Genomic DNA, 21,383 nt, shown 5'->3' with positions numbered 1-21,383 from the left:
AAATGACAGCAATAAAAAACAAAAACAAATCTCCTAATCCATTAAACAAATTTACAAATTGAATGTCTAACTTTATTAAGATGGACAAAACTAAGTCAACTGGAAGAAAAGTAGCATCTTCGCTATGGGCTTTATTCTTTGGAATTTTAGTTGCTTATATTTATATTCTTCTATCTAAAACAATTGGTAAAAATTCTTTTCCTGATCCGATTGCTATTATAAGAGGAATATTCAATAGTTTTGATTCGCTTAATAGAGAAACGATTTTAAAATACTTTTTAGTATTTGGCTTTAGTTCAATTGCTTGTGCACTCAGTTTTAAGGCTGGGCTTTTCAACATTGGTGTTCCAGGTCAGATGATGATAACTGGTGTTGTAAACTTCTCTATATTTATAAGATTAGGTTATAAGGATAAAAATGTTGTTCCTGGTCATGTTGTATTATTAGCTTTATTATTTTCAATCGCAGTAGCTTTTTTAGTTGGTTTAATTGCTGGCGTACTAAAAGCTCATCTTAATGTTCATGAAGTTATTTCAACTATTATGTTGAATTGAATTATTGTTGGAATTGCAAGTTTACTTTTCAAACAAGGATCTGCTTCTGTTGTTTGGAAACACTTAAGCCAACAAGAAATTCAACAATATTTTGCTGATGCGCAAACGGGTATTAAAGATGGTGCAATTAAAATTAGTGATGCAGCTAGAAGAACTTTTATAATTATTGGAATGATTGCTTTATTTGGATTAGCAATAAGTGTTGAATTCATTTTTAACCACACAAGTTTAGGTTACAAAATTAGAATGCAAGGAATATCCAAAACAAATGGAAAATACATGGGTGTTAATGATAAAAGAATAACCATCTTTGTATTAGGCATTTCTGCAGCTATTGCAGGGTTAGCTGGATTTTATAACTACATTGCCCTAAAAACTCCTGAATTTTCAGGAGTAGGCGAACCTCTTAATTTAGGTTTTGAAGCAATTGCAATTAGTTTACTTGCTCTTAATTCACCAATTGGTTCACTATTTTCATCACTATTCTATACTACTTTATACTCATCCACATCAACCTTACAATTAGATCCTGTTTATCTAGAATCATATGATATTCAAGTTATTACATCAATAATTCTATACTTTGCAGCATTGTCAGTAATGTTTACTCAATTCCAACCAATTAGATATTTTAGAAGACAATTTAGTTTATGGAGTGACAAACGTTACCTTGCAAACTACAAACTAAATAGATTAAAAAATAAAAAGATTAAATTGATAGCAAAAGCAAATATCTTTATTAATAAGATTCAACTATTAATAGATGAAAAAAATTATGATTCATTGTTTAAAAAACTAGAAAACAAATATAAATCATTTGTTAAAGAAATAAATGCAATCAATATGTTAATAGCTAAAAGTCAAATTGAAGTTGAAAGAGCAAATTCCTACTTTGAATTACAAAAGAAATTATATATTGCTAAAAAAGCTCTAAACGTTGAAGAAATAACCTTAATTAAAAATGAAATCAAAGTTCATAATACAGAAACTAAGAAACTTTTAGATAAAAAATTAGAAATTTCTCCTTTAACTGCTGAACTTATACCTCTAGAAAACATAGAATTAAGCAAAGATAAGATTTCAAATAAGAAAAAAATTAAGCTATTACGCAAGGAATTAGTTCAATTAACAAATCAATTTTTATCCCAAGCTATGAACTATAAGAATACTGATGATCAAACTATTGAACAATTTGAATTAATTAACAAAGAAAAATTCCGTGTTAATGGTGAACTAAATGCTTTAGGTTCAACCAAAAAATTCAATATTAAACAACAAAAAACTGCCCTAATAAAAAACAATAAATTTGAATACAAAGAAATATTAGATTTCATTGTTTTTGAAAGAAAACAATTTAGAATGTCCTTAAGGGAGGCTAAATAATGTCAAGTCTTACTCAACTTTCAATTAATACTTATAATCATCTTATTATTTTCTTTTGTATATTTACGCTTGGTGGCATTAGTGGTATGTTTTCTGAAAAAGTAGGTATTGTTAATATTGGTATCAATGGGATGATGATTGTTGGGGCTGCTTCTTATTTAGTTTTTACTGATTCGCTTTCAAAAATTACTGGAGAAACTGCCTTTAGTGGATGATGGCAAATTCCTGCTACTTTATTTGCCTCACTTTGTGCAGCAGCATTTGCATTATTACATGGGTTTGCAACAATTAAACTAAAAAGTGACCATACTATTTCTGGATTTGCTTTAAACTTGTTAGCATTTGGAATTGCAATTATTCTTCTTGATTTCTTTGGAAATGGAAATAGAAAACCAACTATGGGTGTTAGAGAACTTCATTATGCAGTCGAAGTTGGAGCCCAAGCAGTTGATGTAATTTCATGAAAATTAGTTGTTACCATTGCTATTATTGTTATAAGCGCCTTTGCTCTTTATAAAACAAAATGAGGACTTAGATTCAGAGCCATTGGTGAAAATCCACAAGCTGCTGACGTAGCTGGAATTAATGTTAACAAATATAAATGAGAAGGCATTATTCTTTCAGGTGCTATCGCTGGAATCGCCGGAGCTGTATTTGCCCAATGAACTCCTGGTTCATTTAATGGTGAAGTTAGAGGATTTGGATATTTAGCACTAGCCATTATGATTATGGGACAATGAAATATCTTTATAATTACAAGTATATCCTTTGTCTTTTCATTCCTATATGCACTATCTTCTTCTTCAGGTGTATTCATTGATCCACTAAAACCTTATTCTCCTCTTCTTGAAATGACTCCTTATGTATTATCATTGGTTGTTATTATGGTTACTTCAAAACGTTCCCACGCCCCCGCTGCGAGTGGAATATCCTATGACAAATCAACAAGATAAAACATTTAGTTATTTTTTCAAAATACACATTATTTAAATACTAAAAACATAAGCATATAATCTCAAGCTTATGTTTTTTATTTTTTGTAAGTACCTTCTATAAAAAAATAGTAAAAACCAAAAAAATATTGAATTATTTTTTAAATGCTTTTTTATAAATATATTATAATAATTAAGCATTAAAATTTTAGTTAATGCCCAGGTGGCGGAATGGTAGACGCTACGGACTTAAAATCCGTTGACTGTAATGGTCGTGCTGGTTCAAGTCCAGTTCTGGGTACCAGAAGCGCCCTTAGCTCAGAAGGTAGAGCAAATGGCTTTTAACCATTGGGTCAGAGGTTCGAATCCTCTAGGGCGTACCATTTCAGGAAACTGACATTTAAAACTCACTTTTTAAATAGGTGAGTTTTTATTTTGGTGTTTAGATTTTTTCTTATTAGCATAAAAAAAAGACAAACAAAAAATCTAGGAGTTTTTTATCCTAGATTTAATTTAAGGTTTAAGTATTTAAACTGTCATTTGTTCAGCTACTTCAGCAGCAAAGTCAACAACTTTTTTTTCAATACCTTCGCCAACTTCGAATCTTTTAGCATCAACTAATTCTAAATGATTTTCAGCTAAATATTGGGCAACGATTTTTGAATCATCCATAACAAATGGTTGATATAATAAAACGCCTTTTTCGTTTAGTTCTTTCTTTAGAAGACCAGCTTTGATTGATTGTTGAATTTTTTCAGGCTTGTTAGCAAGTGCAGGACTTTTTTCTAATCTTTCATGAATTTCTTTTAATTCATTAGCATCAATTGCATCTTCGCTTAAATAACTTGGATTTAAAGCTGTAATATGCATTGAAACATTTCTTAAAGCATCCGCATTTTTACCATTAGCTAAAACAATGGTTGCCACTCTGTTATTTGCATGTGTATAAGCAGCAATAACTTGGTTTTCATTTGCCACAAATTTATAAGCTCTTCTTAATCAGATTTTTTCTCCGATTTTAGCTGTTAGTAAACTTGTTTGATCTTCAATAGAGATTCCATCAATTTTAATTGCAAGAAGCTCTTCATTGCTATTAAAATCATTTACAAATAAAGCATCATTGATTTTGTTAGCAAGTTCAATGAATAATTCATTCTTGGAAACAAAGTCTGTTTCAGAATTAAGTTCAAAAATAACTGCAACATTATCCTTGACGCTTGCTTTCACAATACCTTCAGCAGCAATTCTTCCAGCTTTTTTAGCAGCTTTTAGAATTCCTTTTTCTTGCAGTCAATCAATTGATTTTTCAACATCATTATTATTTGCTTCTAAAGCATTTTTAACATCTAAAAAACCTAAATTAGTTCTTTCTCTTAATTCTTTAATTTTCTTTAAATCTACTGCCATATGATTTTTCTCCTTAAGTAAACTAAATTATTTTTCTTCTTTAGTTTCAGCTGCTTTTTCTGCTTCTTTTTTTGCTGCTTCTAAACTTAATTTGGCTGCTGCTGCTCTTGCTCTATTTTCAGCTGCTCTTGGGTCTTCTGGTAATACTATTTCTTCATTTGGTTTAAAGGCAAATAATTGTTTACCACCTCTTGCTGAAGCAATAGCATCAGCTAGAATTGTAATAATTAAAGTAATTGATTTTGCTGTGTCATCATTTGCTGGAATTACAAAATCTGATAAATCAGGATCAGAGTTAGTGTCATTGATTGAAAAGATTTTTAGACCTTTTCTTTTTGCTTCTCTAATTGCAATTTCATCTTCAATAGGAGAAGCTACGATCATAACATTTGGCATTGCTGCATTTGATGCTAGTTTTCTAATTCCACCTAAATTCTTTTGTAGCTTAGCAATTTTTTTATCATATAAAAGACCTTCTTTTTTAGTGTAACCTTTATAACCATTTTTTTGTAACTCTTCTAGTCTTTCAAGTTCTTTTACACTTCTAAAAATAGTTTGGGAGTTAGTTAAAGTTCCACCTAGTCAACGTTCAGAAACATAAACTGAATTTGTTCTTGCTGCTGCATCCTTGATTGCATTTTTGGCTTGTTTCTTTGTTCCAACTCAAATAAATGAAACTGGTTTTTGTGCCATTTTATTTAGCAGTTTGTAAGCATATTCCAAAGTTTTTTGGGTTTTTGCTATGTCAATAATATGAATTCCTGCTCTTTTTCCATAAATGTATTGTTTCATTTTTGGATTTCAACGGCTAATTTTGTGTCCAAAATAAGTTCCAGCTTCTAAAAGTTTTTCTCTTGAAACAATTGGTTGTTCAGCTGGTGATACTTTTGTTTCAGCTGATTTTTGTTCATTGATATTTAAATCTGACATTTTTTTCCTTAATTTTATTTAGTTTGTTTTTTCTTCCCATTGCTTCCAACAGCTAACACTATTAAAAAATAGCACACGCAGCTGAATCCACAATAGTGTTTGATAAATTATTTTTAATAAGACTAATTTACCAGTTACTTTTTATATTAAAAAGTATGAACTATATTTTATCATAGATTTAAAAAAATAGAAAATAGAAAAAATCTCAAGGCATTTAGCCAAGAGATTTTTTTGAAATTCTTGAAATAAATATTCTTAATTTCTTAGAAATTTATTATCATTTAACATCTTTACGTGATAGAGGCATTGACATGCAACGTGAGTTACCCATACCTAATGATAATTGGTTTCCGTAGAATGGAAGAACTTTAATTCCAACAGCTTCTAGTGCAGCGTTTGTTTTTTCGTTACGTGCATAACCAACAACAACACCTGGTCTTAGTACTAAGTAGTTTGTACCATCAAAGTGTGTTTCTCTTTCTAGATCAATTTGAGAAGCACCTTCACCTGCGATAGGAATTAAAATTGGTTTCTTGTGGATAATTGATTCTAGTAGTTTGTCTAGAGGTAATTCATTAACAACTGGTTGTGGTTCTGCGCCACCGTTTACTAAGTCATAGTCTCAGAATTTGAAGTAATCGTTAGCAATTGGTGAGTATAGGAATTTATCCTTGTCTAACATTGTTAGTCATGTATCTAGGTGCATTAAGTTTGTTCAGTGAGGAACATTAATTGCAACGATACGTTTGAATTCACATTCTTTGTTAGCAACAATGTTTTTAGCTAACAATGTTACAGTTTCTAAGTCAGTTCTTTCTGAAACTCCCATTACTAATGTGTCATTGTTGTAGATAAATACGTCACCACCTTCGATTGATAATTTCAATGATGGGTCGTAGTATCTTGGTGTGTTAACTAGTTTAGGGTGGTTATCAAAAATGAATCTTGAAAATAGAGTTTCACGTTGTCTTACTTTGTAACGCATGTAGTGGATTGTAACACCATTACCAACTGATGCAAATGGGTCACGTGTAAAGTACAAGTTAGGCATAGGATCAACGATTAGGTCACCTTCTGCTTCGATTCCTAAATCGTATTTAGTAATACCTGCCATCATGTATTCAATTAATTCACGTGTGCTGCTCCGTGATTTTAGGAAGCTGCGGACTGCTTTCTTGTGTTCTTCGGTTAGAACTGGATATGAGTCGTCTAAGAATTCTTCAATCAATTTGTCTTTTAATTCTTGTGATACTAAGTCGTATGTTTCTGCAACTAAGTCAGTTAATTCAACAACATTAATATCGTTAGCTTTAAGTTCAGCAACAAATTGTTTGTGTTCTTTTCTTGCTTCGTGGCTTTCTAGAATAGCTGAGAACAATAATTCGTCCAATCTCTTTGGTGTGATGTAATCAATTTCACGACCTGGTTCATGAACTAAAACGGTTTCTAGTTCCCCAATTTCAGAATAAACATGGATTCCTTTAAATTTACTATCAAATACAGACATTTTTCCCTTTCTTTCAATATAAACAATATATTTGTTTACATAATGTATAAATATGTAATTTAGAATGTTTTTTTGCTTCTTATCCTTATTAAAATGTAATTTAGATTTAATTGAAATTATGCAACAACATGATCTAGCAAATATTTATACACTTAAATTATATTACTTTATATAAACCCTTTTTTTGAGTTATCTAAAAAATATTTAGATTATTTTTAAAGTTATAAGAAATGGAATTTTTATATATATTTATAATTTGAATTTTTCTTATAATAAAAACAAAAAAAGACTTTTCTTTAATTTTTCTTCATTTTTTCTTTATTATTAGTCTATAACAATATAATGACTATAATAAAGGTTAAGAATGCCTAAAAAATTGCTTAATTTAAGCATTCTTCCCTTAAATTAATTACCTCTAATTTAGAAGTTATAGATATAAAAATTAATATAAAAATGAAGTTTTAAGTTAACTTTATTTTTAAAGAAAGACAAAAAAATGGAAAAGCAAAAAAATGAATACAAAACATTACTAGATGTTGCCCAAGAAATTCTAGACAAAAGACTAAAAATGGACTTTACAAAACTATTTGACCAAGTTAAAAAAGTTTTATTCGATCGCTGAAGAGAAGAAATTGATGCAAGTGTGGATGATGAAACAATACTGCTAAAAAAACGTGGTGAACTATATCGTTTATTAACTGTAGATGGTAGATTTTTTCATAATGCTGATGGAACATGAACAACAAAAAGACCTGAATTTATTAGAAACTAATAACCACATTAGTTTCTATTTTTAACTTTTTTTAAAAAAATGCTTGTTAATGCTAAAGAAATAATCCAAAACGCTTACAAGAATAAAAAAGTTGTTTTTCATATTAACATCAACAACCTTGAATGAACTAAACAGATTCTTCTTGCAGCAAATTATAAAAATGTCCCAATTATTTTAGGAGTTAGCCCCTCTGCTGCTAAGTATTTTGGGGGATATAATGTTTGTTATAGTCTTGTAAAAAGTCTAATCAAAGATTTAAAAATAAAAATTCCTGTATGTTTACATTTAGATCATGGCTCTTATTTTGATTGTCTAGAAGCAATCAAAGCAAAATTTAGTTCAATTATGTTTGATGGCAGTAAATTACCATTTGAAAAAAATCTTGAGCTATCAAAAAAACTAAGTGAAATATGTAAGAAAAAAAATCTTTCAATTGAATGTGAAATTGGAAGAATAGGTGGAGCTGAAGATGGAGTTATAAGCGAAATTTCTTATACAAATTTAAATGAAGCAAAAGCATTTAAAAAAATAGGTATTGATATGCTAGCAGTAGGGATTGGCAATATTCATGGAGAATATCCAAGTGATTGAAAAGGACTAAACTTTTCTTTGCTAAAAGAATTAAATGAAACTTTAAATATGCCTTTTGTTTTGCATGGTGGATCTGGTATAAGTGACACTGACTTAAAAAAATGCATTAGTTTAGGAGTTTCCAAAATTAATATCAACACAGAGCTTCAAATAGCTAATGCAAGAGCACTAGAATCTTTCATTAAAACCAATGACATAATGGAAAATAAGAATTACAATCCAAGAAGACTATATAAGTTACCAAATGAAGCAATTTATAACAAAGTCATTGAGATTTTGGATAAATTTAAGGAATAAAAATGAAGAGATTACTAAAGAATTCTTTATTTTTAATTCCAACTGCAGCTTTTCTTCCATTACCCTTAATTTCTTTAAAATGTGAAACCAATAAAGAAATTAAGAATGAAAATCAGGAAAAAAGCAACCCTAATGCACTAAATAAACTTCTATCAAAGTCAATTATTCTTAATAATGTAGAATACGAATTTTCAGATGAATTTAAACACAATAAGACAACACAAGTATCTCTTAAATTCACTAAAGATGGCGATACTGCAGACTTTTTAAATCATAAAACCAACAAAGAAGTAGTTACAGTAAGATTTGCAGGTATTGATACTCCTGAAAAATCAAAAAGGCTACCAAATGGAAAAAGAATTCCGACAACTGGAGTTCAATTTAAATATGCAACCTTAGCTTCCAAACACACAAAAAATAGATTAGAAGAAGCTAAAAAAATTTGAATAATTCCCCAAAAAACAAAAAGCTTTAAAAAAGATACAAAATATAGTTTGACAGATAAATATGGACGCATTATTGGTATTGTTGTCATTCTTACAAAAGAAAATGAATTAATCTGTTTAAATAAGGAATTAGTTGAATTAGGTTTTGCTAAAATGCGTTATATTTCTAGAGTTTTAGGTGATCTCTATTACACAGAAAATACAAATTATTACGATTGAATAAAAAAAGCTGAAGGGACGGCTAGAAAAGAAAATAAAGGATTTTGAAAGGAAAATGTTGTACAAATCTTCCCAAAAAATTAGTCACTATTTATAGCCTAAAATATTGCATTTCAAATTAGATATTTCTTAAATTTAATCCCATTTTTTTCTGTTCTTTTTCTAAATACTTAACTTAATTTATTTGCTTATTTTTAAATAAATAGAATATATTTTATATAATTATTTTATATTTTTTTAACCTAATGATGGGTAAGTACTCAAGTGGTCGAAGAGGCGGTCCTGCTAAGACTGTAGGGGTGTATAAAGCACCCGCGGAGGTTCAAATCCTCTCTTACCCGCCATTTTTTTTATGCCTTTTTTAAGGAAATAAAAAAGTTAAAAAAAACAGAAATAAAAACCTCGCCTAAGAAAATCTAAGTGAGGTTTTTAATTTCTTATTACATTTTGTTAGGGATATCTAAGTCCATTAATTTCATTCCGTCAGCTAAAACGGTTTTTACTGCTTTAATTAAAGCAACATAGCTTTCTTCATTTTCTGAATTTGCTACTTTAATGTTTGAATAGAATGAGTTTAGAGTACCAGCTAATTTTAGTAAGTATGGAGGAAGTAAGTTAACTTTGTAACTTTTTGCCATTGTAGCAATTAAGTCTGGATATTCTTTTAGCTCAGCAATTAATTTTTGGGAGAATTGGTCACTAAATTCAGATGCTTGTGGATTTTTGTAATCAAATTTTTCAAGCAATTGCACACAACGTGCATGTGCGTATTTGATGATATACAAGGAGTTTGATTCATCAGTACCTGTAACTTTTCTAATATCAAAATCAATTCTTGAATTATATGATCTTTCAATTAAAAAAAATCTAATTGCATCCTTACCAACTTCATCCATTAATTCACGCATTGTTAAAGAAGTGCCAAGACGTTTAGACATCTTGATTTCTTTTCCATCTTTCATAATTCTAATAAGTTGGAAAAGTAGTACTTCCATTTGCTCTCTACGGTATCCTAAATCCTCAAAAGCAAACTTCACACGTTCAACATATCCAGAGTGGTCGCCACCTCAAACATCAATAATGATACCTTTATCTGGATCATTTAAGGCTTTGAATTTACGTTCGTGGTATGCAATATCTGCACACATATAAGTAGATTCACCATTGCTTTTAATGATAACTCTATCTTTATCGTCTCTACCACCTTTTGTGGTTTGTAATCAAGTGGCGCCATCTTTTTCATATGTTGTTTTTAATCTTCTTATTGCAGGTCAGATTAGATCATTTTCGTATTGTTCTTTTTCTGATGCAAAAATATCAAATCAAACACCAAATCTGCCAAGATCTTTCTTAATATTTTCTAAAGCAAATTCCTTACCAAAATCTCTAAAAATTTCTTCAATTTCAGCAGTATATTCGACGTCTTGATATTTGTTTCCTACCTTGTTATAAAATGCTTTGGCAAACTCTATAATATCTCCACCACGGTAAGCATTTTCTGGCAGTTCATAGTTTGGATTAAAAATTTGTTGATATCTTGAATAAACTGAGATTGCTAATTTATTCATTTGATTTCCATAATCGTTGATGTAATATTCTCTAACTACACTATGCCCACCTTTTTCTAAAATGTTACATAGAGTAGCTCCGATTGCTGCATTACGGGCATGGCCAATATGTAAATATCCAGTTGGGTTAGCTGAAACGAATTCAACATTAATTTTTCCTTTCCCTTCTTTTGAGCCATTTCCGTATTCAGCACCTAACTTATTAATCATATTAACAGTTGAAGCAAAAGTTTCATTTGTGATTCAGAAGTTTATAAATCCAGGTTGGGCAATTTTAATTTCACTAATTTGCTTATACTTATTCAAATCAATATTTTTAACAATATCTTGAGCAATTTCAATTGCAGGTTTGCTTAATTCTTTTTGCAAAGTTAAAGCAATATTAGTTGAATAATCACCATAGTTTTTTGCTTCTGTTAAAATGATTTCTTTGTTTATTTTTAGTTTATCTAACGATTCTTTTAAAGAATCAATAATGATTTCTTTTACCATTTTCATAAACTAAATTATATATGAAATATATACCAAAAGAATTTTATTTAATATATAATGAATTGCATGAAAAAATACTACTTATGTGGCCCAACTGTATACAATTATCCACACATTGGAAACTTGCGCCCAACAGTCACTTTTGATCTTCTAATTAGGGCACAAAAGCACTTAGGACAAGAGATTTTTTATCTTAATAACATTACAGATATAGATGACAAAATCATCAAAAAAGCAATGGAAGAAAACACAACTGAAGCTGCAATTGCTAAGAAATATGAAGACTATTATTTGTCTTTATTTGATAGCTTTAATTTAATAAAACCAACACAAATTGTTCGGGTTACAGATTCACTTAATGATATCTATCAATATATACAAAAAATGCTAGATAGCAACGCTGCCTACCAAGTAGGTGGCAATGTGTTTTTTGATGTGCAACAATTTCGTGATGTATATGGAAAAATAAGCAATCAAAGAATAGAAAACTTAGTTGCTGAAGAAGATACAGCCTTAGATTTAAAGAAAAAAAATAAAGCTGATTTTACGCTTTGAAAAGATACAAATTTAGGTATTAAATTTGAAAGTCCTTTTGGACTTGGCCGCCCTGGGTGACATACTGAATGTAGTTGTTTTATTGCTAAATATTTCAATGGTGAAACTATTGATTTACACGGTGGCGGTATTGATTTAATTTTTCCGCATCATGAAAATGAAAATATTCAACATTATGCAATCTATAAAAAACCTATAACAAAAAATTGAATGCATTTTGGTACTCTAAATTACAAAAACCAAAAGATGTCAAAATCAATTGGTAATCTTATTTTCCCGCATGATTTTTTAAAAAAATATGATGTAGATACTTATAAGCTTCTTATGCTAACAACTAATTATTCCAAACCAATTAATTTAACTGATGAATTGCTCCAATCAATTCAATCAATTATCAATAAATTTCAATTAATTTCCAATAAAAATCAATTGAATGAAACTAACGTTGAACCTAATACACAAAAAATAAATGAAGTTATTTTCGAAGTTGCTAATCTTAATTTTGCAGGTGCTTACAAAGAAATTATTCAACTATCAAAAAAAGAAGCTGATATTCCAACCTTTTTAGCAATAATGAACATTCTAGGTTTCATTTTTCCATCCAAAAAAATAAATAAAAAAGATAAAAATCTTTATTTAGAATGGAAAAATCTTGTTGAAAATAAAAACTATAAGAAAGCTGATTTGTTAAGAGATATTTTGAAAGAAAAGAAATTAATTTAAGACGTATTTATGAAAAATTATATTTATGGAAAAAATTCCGTTTTAGAAGCTTTGGCTGATAGGTATCCAATTAAGAAACTCTATTTATTAGATTCACTAAAAAATAAAGAAATTAAGTTTTCTAATATTGCTTATTTAAAAAAAGCTGAACTAGATAAATTAGTAAATGGCAATCACCAAGGATATGTTGCTGAAATTGATGCTTTTAGATATGATGATATTGGCATTATTAAAAAGAATAATCCCAAAATTGTTTTAATTCTTGACCACATTCAGGATCCCCAGAATTTTGGTGCAATTTTACGTAGCTGTAGCGTTTTTGGAGTATCTTACATTATTATTCCAAAAGATAGAAGTGTTGAAGTAACGCCAACTGTTTTAAAGATTTCTTCTGGAGGTTTTAAGAATATTAAAATTATTAAAACAAATAGTCTTCTAGAAGCAATTAAATATTTAAAACAAAATGGTTTTTGAATTTATGGAAGTGCTTTAAATAAAGAAGCAAAAAAACTTTCAGACACTTCCTTTAGTTTTCCAGTTGGACTAATTGTTGGCAATGAAGGCAGTGGCATTTCAAAAACACTCCTTAAAGAATCTGATGAAATAATTTATATTGAACAAGCACCTCAAGCAGTGCAATCTTTAAATGTCTCAAATGCCACTTCTATTTTTTTATATGAGCTTTTTAAACAAACAAAATAATTCTTCTAATTTGCTTAAATTTAAAATATCAATTCTTCATCATCATCTTTATTTTTAGTCTTGTTATTATCATCGTCATCTTGATTTGAAATAATTTGTTGAAATTTAAATTCATCTATTGCACTATTTGCACTTGCATCTGTAATTTTTTTAATAATTGATTCTAGTTTATCATTGCTTAAATTAAGATCTTCAACCAAATAAGATTCAAAAATATCTAAATAATCTTCCACATTAGTTAAAGATGCAACTAATGTGGGATTTTTATTTTGCCCTTGAATTTCTAAACTAATTAAATTCTCAAGAATAATGAATGAACAAATAGTAACTTTTTCTTTTAAAATCTTTTTAAGATGCCAAATATGTCTATCATTTTGGTCAAAAGGATTTGTAACTTCAATTTTGTTATTACCATCAACTAAAAGAAGTGTTTTATCCTCATAACTACCAATTAAAGAACCACTGAAATGTTTAACTTCGACAATATAAATTGCTTTTTTAGTTATTAAAATTGCATCAATTTCAAAATACTTATTTTCATCATGTTTAAAAAGTCCACCATCAATAATTCAATATTTTTTTCTTATTGCTAGCTCACTAAGTTTAAATTTGATTTCATTTTCAAACATTTTCCATTTAGGTATATATAAGGGATCTTCTTGTGGAAAATATGAAGGATTAGAATAAGGATTTTGATTAGGCTTGTAAACCGTTTTTTCTTTTGGAAAAAAAGAAGAAGAATTAAAAAAGTTATTTTGGTTAATGTGAGATTGTTCTTTATTTATCTTATTTAGATTTGTATTTTTATTATTAGCCTCTTTTTTTGATTTTGAAACAAAAGTAATTGCTGTTATAATAGCAGCAATAATACCAATTACTAATAAACTTAAGAATATAAAAAGAATTACCATAACCTATTTTTTTACTTCCAAATAAAAAGAAATTAAATTATCTTAAAGAAAGTTTTGTGAATTTCTTTTATATCTATATTTTAATCTAAATTAGAATAAAAAACCTCACTATAAGACCTTATAAAGTTCCTTATTTTTTGGTGTTGTAATTTTGAAATTCAATTAGTTGCTCTTATTCATAGATTGTTATTTTTTATTGCTTTTTAGCCAATTTTCAGTGTTTTTGATGATTTTTTTTGCCAAAATCGGCCTTTTTTTTTTGGTTAGGGATAAAATAAAAATAAACAAAGAAAAATTAAAAGGAAAGAATAGATAATTAAAGAAAAAACACATGAAAAAAAGTCTTGCATTATTATTAAGCGCAACTACAATTGCAACAATTACAACTCCAATTTTAGCAATCTCTTGTGGCACTAAAGAAACCCCTAAAAAAGTTGATGAAAAAAAAGAATTTCAAACTGAAATTGCTAAATTAGAAAAAGAAATTAAAGAAGATACCAACTTAAAACCTGAAATTAAAAAGAAACTAGAAAAAATTCTTGAAGAAGCAAAAAAAGAACAAGAAAAATGAACAAAACCTGAAGACTTTAAAAAAGCATTAGAAGACTTAAAGAAAAAAGTTGAAGAAGCAAAGAAGGAAACTTCAGACAACACTCCTGGAAGTCAAACTAATCCATCTAACCATGTAACTCCAGCTCCAGTAACACCTGCTCCAACTCCTAAAAAACCTGAAACAAGAAAAGTTTCATGAGATTCTATTTTTATAGATAGTCCAACCGGAGAAGATCTTGGCTGAATTACTGCAAAAATAAATAAAGAAGAAGAAATCAAGGCTATGAAATTAGTGGATGAAGAAATAGCATTATTTGAGCACTTATTTTCTTCTTCTGAATCAACTGGTGATTGATTAGGAGATGAATGAAATCTTTGAAAAGAATCATTACCTAAAAAAGCAGTTGCTACATCCAATGAAAGCGTATACAACAACTCAGTTTCAATAAATAATGGTGAAAATTGAATTGGTATTCCTAAAGAAGAAGAAAAGGAACTAAAAGATTATTTATCAGACGTTTCAGATAAGATTCTAAACAATGAATTACCTGAACATCTAAAATAAATTAGACCTTTCTAATGATGCTTAAAAAAAATAGACCATAGTTACACATGGTGGTCTATTTTTTGTTTGCTGTTTTAGAAAGCTTATGCAAGATTATAAAACTATTTAAACATATAAAAAACTCCCTCTTCTTCTTATATGTTTTGTCCGGTTTTGGGGGACTGTGCAAAATTGAATATTTATTATCTAAAATCAAACAATTAGTGACTTGATTGATAGTATTTAAAAATTAGAATAAAAAAGTATGTAATTCCATATAAATTTATTGTATTTAGATGAAAAAACATTGTTTTACGATAAAAAAGTATGGAATTCCATATAATTTTATCGTATAACGGATTTTTTGTTATTTACAAAAATTCAAACAAATTAAAAAGGTTCCTTATTATGAACATACAAAGAAACAAATATTTAGAGCAACTAATTTCAAAAATATATAATAGCAGAGTAAAGGTGATTACTGGTATTAGACGTTGTGGCAAGTCTTATTTATTGTTTAATTTATTTAAAAATTACTTATTGGAAAATGGTGTTGAAGAAAGACAAATAATTTCTCTAAATCTAGAAGATATTGCTAATGCAAAATATCACAATCCCTTGGAATTATATAACTACATTTTAAGCAAAACTGCTAACAAAGATATTAAATATTATGTTTTTATAGATGAAATTCAAAATTGCAAACCAATTAAAAATCCTCATTATGAAAACGATGAAGGCAAAATTGACTTTCCTAATGTTTTAATTGGTTTGATGAAATATGAAAATATTGATATTTATGTAACAGGAAGTAATTCAAGAATGCTTTCTAGTGAAATTGTTACTGAATTTCGCGACAGAGGTGACGAAATTAGAGTATATCCATTAACATTTAAAGAAATATTTGAAAGCAAGCAAGTAAACGATTTTGATTTAAAGACATATTTTACTTATGGAGGAATGCCATATGTTTACAAAATTGAATCAAATATTGAAAGAGCTAAGTATTTGAGAAATCTAATTGATATTACATACATCCGAGATATTTTAGATAAACACAGAATAAACAACGATCAATACTTATTGGAAACATTATTAAATTTTATTTCTTCCAATATTGGTTCATTAACAAATCCAAACAAATTATCAAATAGATTTTTATCAGAATACAAAATTAAAATTCACCCTAATACTGTTTCTAATTATATTCAACATTTTGAAGACTCTTTTATTATCTCAAAAGCTAAACGTTTTGATATAAAAGGAGCAAAATATTTTTCAACACCACTGAAATATTATTTTACTGATATAGGATTAAGAAATGCTTGACTGGATTTCACTGATTTAGACCGCTCGCATATAATGGAAAATATTGTTTACAACGAACTAAAAACTCGCGGTTTTAATGTCGATGTGGGACATATTTTACTTGATGAAACAGTTAATAACAAACGCAATGCATATAGTTTAGAAATTGATTTTATAGCGAGCTTTATCAATACAAAATACTATATTCAAGTTGCGCTTAACATTGATGATGAATCAAAAAAAGAACAAGAAATCAAACCATTATTAAAGATTAACGACAATTACAAAAAAATCGTAATTGTTTATGATGATATTTTTGAACATTATGATTCAAGGGGAATATTGTACATTGGGCTTAATAGATTTTTACTAGATCCTAATGTCCTTAATTTATAAGTATAAAATGGACACATTAATATAAATTTAAACAAAAACATATTTGTTATTGCGGTAGTTGATTCTAAATATAACTATATCCAACAATTTCTAAATTAATATTCTCTTTGCACAATTAAAATATTGTTTATTATCATTATTTACTTTAAATTCTTTAAGTCCCATTATATATTTGTATTAAAGAAATTCTAATAATATAACTATTGAAAAAAAGATAAAAAACCACAAAATTATATAAATGTCGAGAAAAAGCTGAGAAATCGCGAAATTTCCCAGCATTTTTTAATTAATTTTTTTTAAAATAGCCCTAATTTATGTAAAGGATTCCCAAAAAATTAACTATATAAGATTTTTTTAATAAATTCCAAACTCTTTTTTGGAAGCTCAATTTCATATCAAATGTCATTTCTAGATAGCATTTGAATTTTTTTAAATTGCTTAAATATTTTCATTACATCACAATAAGTTTCTATCTCCAAAGCTTTTGAATCTAAAAACTTATTCTTTATTCGATTGCTTATAATAAGAATTAGCATGTTCAAGAATTCATCGCCATAGACACTATAGTCATCATGTTGTCGCACAGTTTCTAGTTCTAAAGTATTTTTATAGAAATCATTTAGTAGTTCAATATCTCATCTTTGCTTATACAAATTCAGTGCCTCTTCGCAACTAATATCTTGGTTAGAAACATAGACAATTGTTCCGAATTTATGTTTTATTTTCTTATATCTTTCGATTGAAAAAATCTTACTTGACATAAAATCCTATTCTTCTTTAGTTGCTTTTTTTAGATTTCTAAATGAATAGTAATATAGTCCCTTATGAAATACTTTTTTACATCATGTTGGGTCTTCTTTATCATTAAGTTTATCAGTCATATTATATGCATCTATTTCTTCAAGAAGTTTTGATGACCTTTTTAGTGGATATATAAATCCTATATCCGTCACTATTTCTTTACAATTTATTCCTTTATCTCCAATAATAATTACCCTGTTAATACCAGTTTTTTCTAAAAAATCAGGAAAACTTGTAATATCTATGCAATTTCCTGAATAAGGAAGTGAGCAAATAACATCCCTTGTTGTTACATTAAAGGCAATTAAAATTGATATATTTTTGCTATTTTTTAGCTTAGATTTATAATAAAAATCATTTAGAGAATTGATCTTACTATTGTTATTTTTAAGCATTCCCACGATGGCAATTTTATTATCCTCATCAATCTTATTAACTCGATTTTGAATAAATTCAATAACTTTAATCCTTACCAATCCATCTAATCAAAGTAGAAACGCTATTTTTACCTAACTTAAGTTGAGGTTTTTCAACTAATATATAAGATTCATAAAAATTCTCTTCCATTCTATTGTTTGTCATCCTTGGATTGAATGAGCAAAGTAAACAAATGGCATATATTTTTTCTGCAGTATCAGATGGATATACCTTTTTTAATTCGACTAATAGAACACTGGAAACTAATTTTGCTAATTAATAGTCACCAAAGTTTTTCATTGAAGCTTTAAATGTTACCTTTTCTTTCTTATATGTTTTGTCCGGTTTTTGGGGGACTATGCAATTTTAGCGTTTAGAGCTTAAAATCTCAAAAATTGCTTATTTTGAGTTGAATTTTGCTTTAATTTCAGTGTTTTTGAGAATTTTTTTGGCCAAAATCGGCCTTTTTTTTTTTTTTGGATAGGGCTAAAATAAAAATAAACAAAGAAAATTAGAAGGGAAACACAAAATAAATTAACAAAAAACACATGAAAAAAAGTCTTGCATTATTATTAAGCGCAACTGCTGTTGCCACAGTTACAACACCATTTTTAGCAATCTCATGCAAAGATAAAACTCCTAAAGAAAAGAAAGACTTCAAAGCTGAAATTGCAAAATTAGAAAAACAAATTAAGGATGATAAAAATCTAAATCAAGAAGCAAAAAAGAAATTAGAAAAAATTTTAACTGATGCTAAAAAAGATCTAGAAAAACTAAAAAGTGCTGATGAATTTAGTAAGGCACTAAAAGACTTAAAGAAAAAAATTGAAGAAGTTAAAAACAAACCAGCAACTACAAGAGAATTAACCAAGGAAGAAGAAATTGCGAAATTAGAAAGAACTTCTGCAAAAATCACAGGTGATCTATTTGATATATTAACCCATCAAATTGATAAAGAAAGTATTAAAAAAGCTGAAGAAGCCGATCTAAAAAAACAAGATGAATGAGCTAAAGCTTATTTAGCCAAAATTGAAAGAGCAAATCATAGAAATGCAGCTAAGCTAATTTTAGATAAAGAAATTCCTAGAGAAAAAGAAGAAGCTAAAAACATAGAAAAAATATTAGATGATCAATATAGGGCAGAAATGCATAAAGAAGCTTCAGCTGATGAAGTTGAAGGTATGTTTGATGATTCAATGGCAGATAAAATTAAGGAAGCTGAAGAAAAGTATGCCGCTGAATTAGTTGAAAGAGAATTGCAAAAAGAATTGCAATGAGAAAAAGCAATTGAAGCTGCTGCAAGAATGATCTCTGATTTGTTTGATAGTCCATACAACAAGGCAATTGAAAAGGCTAAAAGAGATAAAGAAATTACATCAAAAATCTACACTGATTCAGCATCCGGATTAGATATTGATATTCATTTATCAGAAGAAGATCTTGAAAGATACGTTAATAAGGTTTTAAGAGATAATTGAGACCTAAATAAGGGCACACTTGATGCAATTAAGTCAGCTAAAACTACAGATGAATTATTTAGCGTTGAACATGAAAAATGACTTGAAAAAACAAAAAAAGAAATTTTAGGTAGAATCTACATTAATTCTAAATCAGGCTTAGATATTCATTTATCAGAAGAAGACCTTGAAAGATACGTTAACAAAGTGCTAAGAGATAACTGATATTTGAATAAAGTTAAGTTAGATGAAATTAAAGCAGCTAACACTATAAAAGATTTATTTGATAGCCCTTACAAAAAAGCAACTGAAAAAGCTAAAAGAGATAAAGAATTTTTAGCTAAAATTTACAGCGATTCTAAATCAGGGCTAGATATCAATATTTATTTAACAGACAAGGAAGTTAAAGAAATTCTAGAAAAAAATAAAAAAGATAATGAAATTGCCTGAGCTGAAGCAATTGCTGCAATTCATACTAAAAAACTCTTTGATACTCCATATTTAAATGACTTAATTAATTTATTAAAAAGAAAACATGCATTCCTAACAACATCATTAGCTTCATTAGAAAAGAATAATGACCAAGCTATTGAGTTGTTAAACAAAAATTCTTTTGGAGTTTTGGATAGAACTCAGAAAGAAATTGAAAATGAAAAGAATGCCTTAAAGAAACAAATTGAAGACAATAACAAAAGAATTAATGAAATTGAAGCTGAATTAGAAAAATCAAACCTTAAAGAAGAGCTAAAAGAAATTAAGGGTGAAATTGCAGACTTCAAAGAACTACTTGAATATAGCAAAGAAGAATCAAGTAGACTAGAAAAAGAAATCAAAGATTTTGATGCAATTCTAAAAAATGCTTTAGAAATAAGAGCTAAAAAAGAAGCTGAAGAAAAGAAATTAATGGAATTAAAAAATTCTTTAGATTCCTATAAGAATAATATTGAAAAAACAATTAAGGAAATTAATGATAAATTTGCAGCAAATATTAAAGATCTAAATGAACACATTGAAGAAGAAATAGAATCTAAATTAAATGCAGAAAAAGAAATTAAAGAACTTCTTTCTAAATTAGAAGAATATGACAGAAATTGAATCTATAGTGACTCTAATTCAGAACAATCTATTCAAGAATATCTAGAAAGAATTTCTGAATTTAATGACTTTAAGATTGTTACTGAATATGCTATTAAAAATCTAAAAAGCCGAAAAGAAACTCTTGAAGCAAGAAGAAACAAAGAAATTGCTGAAATTAAAACTCCTTTAATTAAAAAAGAAGTAGAATTCAAGGCATTTGAAAAAGAATTCAAGATTTTAGAAGAAAAAGACAACCAAGCAAATATTGAAGTAAGCAAAAAAGATGCTCAAAACCAAAAAGATAAAAAAGAAAAAGCTTTAGCTGAACAAGATATTAAAAAACTAGAAAAAACAATTTCTGAATTAACAAATAAAGAAAAAGAAAAAACAACAAAACAAAAGCAATTAGAAGAAGAAAAAAGAAAGCTAGATACCAAAAACCAAAGAGCTGAAGTTCAATTATCATCGGCCTTTAAAGAAAGAGAATCAGTATTTGCTAAATTAGAAGAAAACTATACAAAAGACCTAAAGAAATTAGAAGAAGAATCATACAAAAAAGAAAAAGATCTAATTGACAAAATTAAAGAAGTTGAAAAAGAACTAAAGAAATACAGTTAACAAATATAAAAAATAGCCCGCATTTAAAAATAGAATGTGGTCTATTTTTTTATACCATAGCAAACTAAAACTAAGTTGCAATAATGCTTCTAATAAGTTTCTAAGAAATCTATTCTTCATTACAAAATTTGAACTATTAACGATGAAAAAGGTTTATTAAAAATAAACAACTAAAAATGCATTTTTCAACTTAATTTAAGACGATTTTTGCACCAAAATCGGCC

General features: G+C 27.9%; 15 protein-coding genes, 3 tRNA genes and 1 pseudogene. 13 read left to right on the top strand and 6 right to left on the bottom strand.

What is annotated here, in order from left to right; translation table 4 throughout:
• The first annotated feature begins 2 nt into the window (after window positions 1-2).
• The 4 genes from MAU_RS00815 (at window position 3) to MAU_RS00800 (ending at window position 3,252) form a co-directional block, all read left to right on the top strand.
• Window positions 3-1,937: an ABC transporter permease gene (locus MAU_RS00815; protein ID WP_004423667.1), complete on the top strand. Its 1,935-nt coding sequence runs from the start codon at window positions 3-5 to the stop codon at window positions 1,935-1,937.
• Entirely contained in the window at window positions 1,937-2,890 is a 954-nt protein-coding gene (locus tag MAU_RS00810) for an ABC transporter permease (RefSeq protein WP_004423664.1), read from the top strand. Before MAU_RS00815 ends, MAU_RS00810 begins: the two co-directional genes overlap by 1 nt.
• 196 nt (window positions 2,891-3,086) lie before the next feature.
• Window positions 3,087-3,173, top strand: a tRNA-Leu gene (locus tag MAU_RS00805).
• 3 nt (window positions 3,174-3,176) lie between these two features.
• Window positions 3,177-3,252: transfer RNA gene (locus tag MAU_RS00800), tRNA-Lys, on the top strand.
• A 145-nt stretch (window positions 3,253-3,397) separates the two neighbouring features.
• On the opposite strand, the gene tsf is transcribed toward MAU_RS00800, so the two are convergent.
• The 3 genes from tsf to arcA form a co-directional block, all read right to left on the bottom strand.
• Window positions 3,398-4,276, bottom strand: coding sequence for a translation elongation factor Ts (gene tsf / locus MAU_RS00795; protein ID WP_004423656.1), 879 nt, complete (start codon window positions 4,274-4,276; stop codon window positions 3,398-3,400).
• A 27-nt stretch (window positions 4,277-4,303) separates the two neighbouring features.
• The gene (gene rpsB, locus MAU_RS00790) at window positions 4,304-5,206 is read right to left on the bottom strand and encodes a 30S ribosomal protein S2 (RefSeq protein ID WP_004423653.1); all 903 of its coding nucleotides are present in this window, start codon (window positions 5,204-5,206) and stop codon (window positions 4,304-4,306) included.
• A gap of 274 nt (window positions 5,207-5,480) precedes the next feature.
• Window positions 5,481-6,713, bottom strand: coding sequence for an arginine deiminase (arcA, locus tag MAU_RS00785; RefSeq protein WP_004423650.1), 1,233 nt, complete (start codon window positions 6,711-6,713; stop codon window positions 5,481-5,483).
• Window positions 6,714-7,209: 496 nt separating this feature from the next.
• Between arcA and rpoE the strand changes: the two genes are divergently transcribed.
• From rpoE to MAU_RS00765, 4 genes are all read left to right on the top strand, one after another.
• Window positions 7,210-7,485: a DNA-directed RNA polymerase subunit delta gene (rpoE, locus tag MAU_RS00780; protein WP_004423649.1), complete on the top strand. Its 276-nt coding sequence runs from the start codon at window positions 7,210-7,212 to the stop codon at window positions 7,483-7,485.
• Window positions 7,486-7,524: 39 nt separating this feature from the next.
• Window positions 7,525-8,373: a class II fructose-bisphosphate aldolase gene (locus MAU_RS00775; RefSeq protein ID WP_004423646.1), complete on the top strand. Its 849-nt coding sequence runs from the start codon at window positions 7,525-7,527 to the stop codon at window positions 8,371-8,373.
• A 2-nt stretch (window positions 8,374-8,375) separates the two neighbouring features.
• Window positions 8,376-9,122: a thermonuclease family protein gene (locus MAU_RS00770; protein ID WP_004423643.1), complete on the top strand. Its 747-nt coding sequence runs from the start codon at window positions 8,376-8,378 to the stop codon at window positions 9,120-9,122.
• Between the two features lie 166 nt (window positions 9,123-9,288).
• Window positions 9,289-9,382, top strand: a tRNA-Ser gene (locus tag MAU_RS00765).
• A gap of 96 nt (window positions 9,383-9,478) precedes the next feature.
• Here MAU_RS00765 and argS read toward each other — a convergent pair.
• Complete coding sequence (argS, locus tag MAU_RS00760) at window positions 9,479-11,104, bottom strand: arginine--tRNA ligase (RefSeq protein WP_004423639.1); 1,626 nt, start codon at window positions 11,102-11,104, stop codon at window positions 9,479-9,481.
• 60 nt (window positions 11,105-11,164) lie between these two features.
• Here argS and cysS point away from each other — a divergent pair, with 60 nt between their 5' ends.
• Window positions 11,165-12,376, top strand: coding sequence for a cysteine--tRNA ligase (cysS, locus tag MAU_RS00755; protein WP_004423638.1), 1,212 nt, complete (start codon window positions 11,165-11,167; stop codon window positions 12,374-12,376).
• 9 nt (window positions 12,377-12,385) lie between these two features.
• Entirely contained in the window at window positions 12,386-13,078 is a 693-nt protein-coding gene (gene rlmB / locus MAU_RS00750) for a 23S rRNA (guanosine(2251)-2'-O)-methyltransferase RlmB (RefSeq protein ID WP_004423637.1), read from the top strand.
• Window positions 13,079-13,098: 20 nt separating this feature from the next.
• Here rlmB and MAU_RS03395 read toward each other — a convergent pair whose 3' ends face one another.
• Window positions 13,099-13,989 (bottom strand): nuclease-related domain-containing protein, encoded by an 891-nt coding sequence (locus tag MAU_RS03395; RefSeq protein WP_004423635.1) that lies wholly within the window; start codon window positions 13,987-13,989, stop codon window positions 13,099-13,101.
• Between the two features lie 331 nt (window positions 13,990-14,320).
• On the opposite strand from MAU_RS03395, the gene MAU_RS00740 reads away from it, so the two are divergent.
• Together MAU_RS00740 and MAU_RS00735 are read left to right on the top strand one after the other, a co-directional pair.
• Window positions 14,321-15,106, top strand: a complete 786-nt coding sequence (locus MAU_RS00740; protein ID WP_004423633.1) for a hypothetical protein — start codon at window positions 14,321-14,323, stop codon at window positions 15,104-15,106.
• A gap of 387 nt (window positions 15,107-15,493) precedes the next feature.
• Window positions 15,494-16,789, top strand: coding sequence for an ATP-binding protein (locus MAU_RS00735; protein WP_004423630.1), 1,296 nt, complete (start codon window positions 15,494-15,496; stop codon window positions 16,787-16,789).
• Window positions 16,790-17,124: 335 nt separating this feature from the next.
• Here the strand turns inward: MAU_RS00735 and MAU_RS03755 are convergent.
• A pseudogene (locus MAU_RS03755) lies at window positions 17,125-18,346 on the bottom strand (transposase); the annotation flags it as partial.
• A gap of 209 nt (window positions 18,347-18,555) precedes the next feature.
• Between MAU_RS03755 and MAU_RS03390 the strand changes: the two are divergent.
• Entirely contained in the window at window positions 18,556-21,159 is a 2,604-nt protein-coding gene (locus MAU_RS03390; protein WP_004423628.1) for an MAG6090-like repeat-containing lipoprotein, read from the top strand.
• Window positions 21,160-21,383 lie beyond the last annotated feature (224 nt).

The sequence above is a fragment of the Metamycoplasma auris 15026 genome (assembly GCF_000367765.1).
GTDB lineage: Bacteria > Bacillota_I > Bacilli_A > Mycoplasmatales > Metamycoplasmataceae > Metamycoplasma > Metamycoplasma auris_A.
The sequence above is the reverse complement of the archived record's forward strand: the minus strand, read 5'-3'. Positions and strand labels throughout refer to the sequence as shown.